At 48.2% G+C, this 1,513-nt stretch carries 5 protein-coding genes; all 5 read right to left on the bottom strand.

Annotated features, from left to right (window positions below; all coding sequences use genetic code 11):
• The coding region (locus NXS07_RS19950) for a packaged DNA stabilization protein (protein ID WP_258087501.1) at window positions 1-466 on the bottom strand (466 nt) is incomplete at its 3' end.
• Window positions 426-935, bottom strand: a complete 510-nt coding sequence (locus NXS07_RS19955) for a packaged DNA stabilization gp4 family protein (protein ID WP_258087502.1) — start codon at window positions 933-935, stop codon at window positions 426-428. The genes NXS07_RS19955 and NXS07_RS19950, both read right to left, overlap by 41 nt.
• Window positions 913-1,113, bottom strand: a complete 201-nt coding sequence (locus tag NXS07_RS19960) for a hypothetical protein (RefSeq protein WP_258087503.1) — start codon at window positions 1,111-1,113, stop codon at window positions 913-915. Before NXS07_RS19960 ends, NXS07_RS19955 begins: the two co-directional genes overlap by 23 nt.
• A gap of 3 nt (window positions 1,114-1,116) precedes the next feature.
• A complete protein-coding gene (locus NXS07_RS19965; RefSeq protein ID WP_258087504.1) occupies window positions 1,117-1,362 on the bottom strand; it encodes a DUF2829 domain-containing protein in 246 nt (81 codons plus the stop codon).
• Window positions 1,363-1,405: 43 nt separating this feature from the next.
• On the bottom strand, window positions 1,406-1,513 hold a 108-nt coding region (locus NXS07_RS19970), incomplete at its 5' end, for a P22 phage major capsid protein family protein (protein WP_258087505.1).

Below are 1,513 nucleotides of genomic sequence, written 5' to 3' on the forward strand. Positions count from 1 at the left end.
CTTTCGCCCAGATATAACGCCCACGGGATCGGCAGATATCACGCACAGAGCCGATTTCATATTGTTGGAATTTAGACGAGGTAGGCCAGTTCTCCAGACGTTTGACCGTGCCGTCATAGCGATAAAGTGACATCACACCATTGGCCGCTACTGTTTGACTATTGTAACTGTGTGCCATGCTGACCCTACCGGAGCCGGGGACATCACCAATAGCATTGTTGGATTTATACAGCTTACTTCCCAGCACGCGATAGACGGCAGACTCTTTAGTATTGAACTCCGACCCTCGCGAGATACCAGTAACATCAGCGCGTTTTGTTATGCCGGGGAAGGAACGGAGATAACCAGAGGAACCCAGTATTTCTTTCGGTGTGGCCAGCATGTTGACAGGGAGCAGATCAACATAATCGGCAGAGCGATAGTCTTTACCTGTCCCCTTCATCAGGGGGAGTTGTTGAATCGGCATGTGGTTTGCCTCCCGGATAAAAATGCCAGCCGTTAACAGTCGCCCAATGATTACCTGAACCAATAGGCATTCGTGCTGGATAATCAGAACGTGATTTCTTGGCGCGAGATATGGCAGATTGCTTATACAAAAGCTCTTTGCCATATCTGGCTGTGTTGATGATCTTTATTGGCGGCTCAATGGCGTAATCTGGGGCAATCCGCACAGCGAGGTTATGAATAACGGCACTGATAGCGCTACTTTTCATGTCGTGCTCGTCACCGTCAGCGGATGGATTATCAACATCAGCAAATCGATATCCGGCATCAATACCTGCGCCGTCCTGATACCATTCCGCCATCATCATTTCGAGATCATTGACTGCATCTTCCATTGATTGCGGTTCGATATCGGATAACGTGGCATTGGAGGCAACACCCAGCTTACGTAGTGCTGCCTGAACCAAATCACTCTTTGTTGTCAGCCCCATTTTCACCTGCCTTACCTTTGCCGAGATTCACTGGCTTAGATTTCAACGTATCCATGGGATTTTCAACCCAGCCATCAGTCAAGTATTCGTCCAATTCCTCTAGGTCAATGATCGTAATTTGCAACAGCATTCCCCAGACACTGACATCACCATCTGGTTTGTAGAGCATCTTTTTCATGTGTCACTCCTGAATAACCCAATCTTCTGCAAATAAATCACCTTGAGACGGAACCCATCCGGGCTGCATAGTTCCTTGGGCGTTTTTCAATCCAAAGCAATCTTGCATATCAGCAATGATTGCGCCTTTGCGATATGCGGCATTACCTGCATAAATACGGGCAATAAACTGGTTCGCACCATTCCATCCAGCCCTATGAATAAATTTCCCTGCTTTTACCGCTTCTAATGCTTCGCTAAATGTAGCCATTTTCACTTCTCCAAAAAGAAAAGGGAGCCGAAGCTCCCTTGTGTCATTTCTGACCAGCTAACCCAACGCCGATCGCCTCTGGACGAACCGCACACGCGGAGTACCACAGCGCAATACGGCACTTACCGGACAATGTGCCGATATCCCCTTG

It is taken from the genome of Xenorhabdus bovienii (assembly GCF_024721015.1).
Lineage (GTDB): Bacteria > Pseudomonadota > Gammaproteobacteria > Enterobacterales > Enterobacteriaceae > Xenorhabdus > Xenorhabdus bovienii.